The following is a 1,507-nucleotide window of genomic DNA, read 5'->3' on the forward strand; positions in this document are numbered from 1 at the left end:
ACGGCGAGCACCTGCCACGGGTCTATCTGCATGCCCCGGGCCGGGGCGAGGTGCCGCAACTGGCGGCGGTGCAACTGTGCCAGCCGGCCAGCGATGCCGACCCGCTGTGCGCCATGTGGCGGGCGGTGGCCTGACATGCGCCGCCTCGACCTGGAATTCCAGCCCCGGCGCAACAGCCCGTTGGCCTGGTCGCTGCTGGCCGTGGCGAGCGCCATGGTCGCCGGCCTGGTGCTGCTGCAACAAAGCTTGCAGGCCGAGCAGGTCGAGCGGGAGGCCAGCGTGCACAGCCTGGAGCAACAACTGGGCCGTCGCCCAGCCACCGTCGTGCCGCTGGGCAGCGCCGCCAGCCGCGAACAGGCCGAGCGCCTGGCCCAGATGCAAAGCGTCTCGCAGCAGCTGCAACGGCCCTGGCAGCAGCTGTTCGCCATGCTCGAAGCGCAGCCCCAGGACGACGTGGCGTTGCTCAGCCTGGCCCCCGACGCGCGCAAAGGCCAACTGCGCATCACCGCCGAGGCACGCAACCTGGAAGCGATGCTGCAGTACCACCAACGCCTGGAAGCCAGTGCCGAGCTCAGCGATGTATCGCTGCTCAACCACGAGGTACTGGCCACGCAGCCCGAGCGCCCGGTGCGCTTCACCCTCACCGCCACCTGGGAGACCGGCCATGCGCGCCAGTGAATCGCTGAACAGCCTGATCCTCCAGGAGCGCCTGCGTCGCATCGGCCCGGTCGGCCTGGCTGCAATTGCGGTGGGCCTGCTGGCCGTGGGCGTGCTGTGCGCTGGGGTGTTGCCGCAATGGCAGGACCTGCGCGAGCTGCGCGCCACCGAAGCGGACGCCAGCGTGCAGGTCGAGCAGGTCAGGCGCGGCGAGCTGAAGATCGCCGTCAAACCCGAGCAGCAGGCGCTCGACAGCCTGCGCCAGCAACTGCCGGGGCAGCCCCAGGCCAGCGAGCTGATCGAGCGCCTGTACCACCTGGCCAGCGCCGAGCATATCAGCCTGGCGCGTGGCGAATATGCCCTGGGCATCGACCCCAGGACGCAGCTGGCGCGCTACCAGATCGTGCTGCCGGTGCGCGGCAGCTACCCGCAGATTCGCGGTTTTCTCAAGGGCCTGCTCAAGCAGTTGCCGACCCTGGTGCTGGAAGACCTGGAGCTGCAACGCAAACGCATTGGCGACAGCGAGCTCAACGCCCGCCTGCGTATGACCCTTTACCTGTCGAGGTCGTGATGAACACACAACGTGCTGTCATCTGGGTTGGCTTCCTCGGCGTCAGCGCGGCGCTGGCCTGGGCCCCGGGCCACTGGTTTGGCCAGGAAGACAGTGTCGCCCCCTTCGCGGGTAAACCCGCTCCCACAGGACCCGTGGGCGCCGCCGACCCTGTGGGAGCGGGTTCACCCGCGAATAGGCCGGAACAGGCCTCTGGTGATCTCTTCCCAACCCAGCAATGGACCAGACCCCAGGCCCTTGCCACCGTCACCGAACAACCCGTGAACGCCGCCCCGGTCG

At 68.9% G+C, this 1,507-nt stretch carries 2 protein-coding genes and 1 pseudogene; all 3 read left to right on the top strand.

Annotated elements, in window-relative coordinates:
• The first annotated feature begins 135 nt into the window (after window positions 1–135).
• Window positions 136–678 (top strand): PilN domain-containing protein, encoded by a 543-nt coding sequence (locus JV551A3_RS14305; RefSeq protein ID WP_133978832.1) that lies wholly within the window; start codon window positions 136–138, stop codon window positions 676–678.
• A complete protein-coding gene (gene pilO / locus JV551A3_RS14310; protein ID WP_133978834.1) occupies window positions 665–1,228 on the top strand; it encodes a type 4a pilus biogenesis protein PilO in 564 nt (187 codons plus the stop codon). Before JV551A3_RS14305 ends, pilO begins: the two co-directional genes overlap by 14 nt.
• A pseudogene (locus tag JV551A3_RS30980) lies at window positions 1,228–1,507 on the top strand (hypothetical protein); the annotation flags it as partial. The gene pilO and the pseudogene JV551A3_RS30980, both read left to right, overlap by 1 nt.

Origin of the sequence: Pseudomonas inefficax, from assembly GCF_900277125.1 — a bacterium.
Taxonomy (GTDB): Bacteria; Pseudomonadota; Gammaproteobacteria; order Pseudomonadales; family Pseudomonadaceae; genus Aquipseudomonas; species Aquipseudomonas inefficax.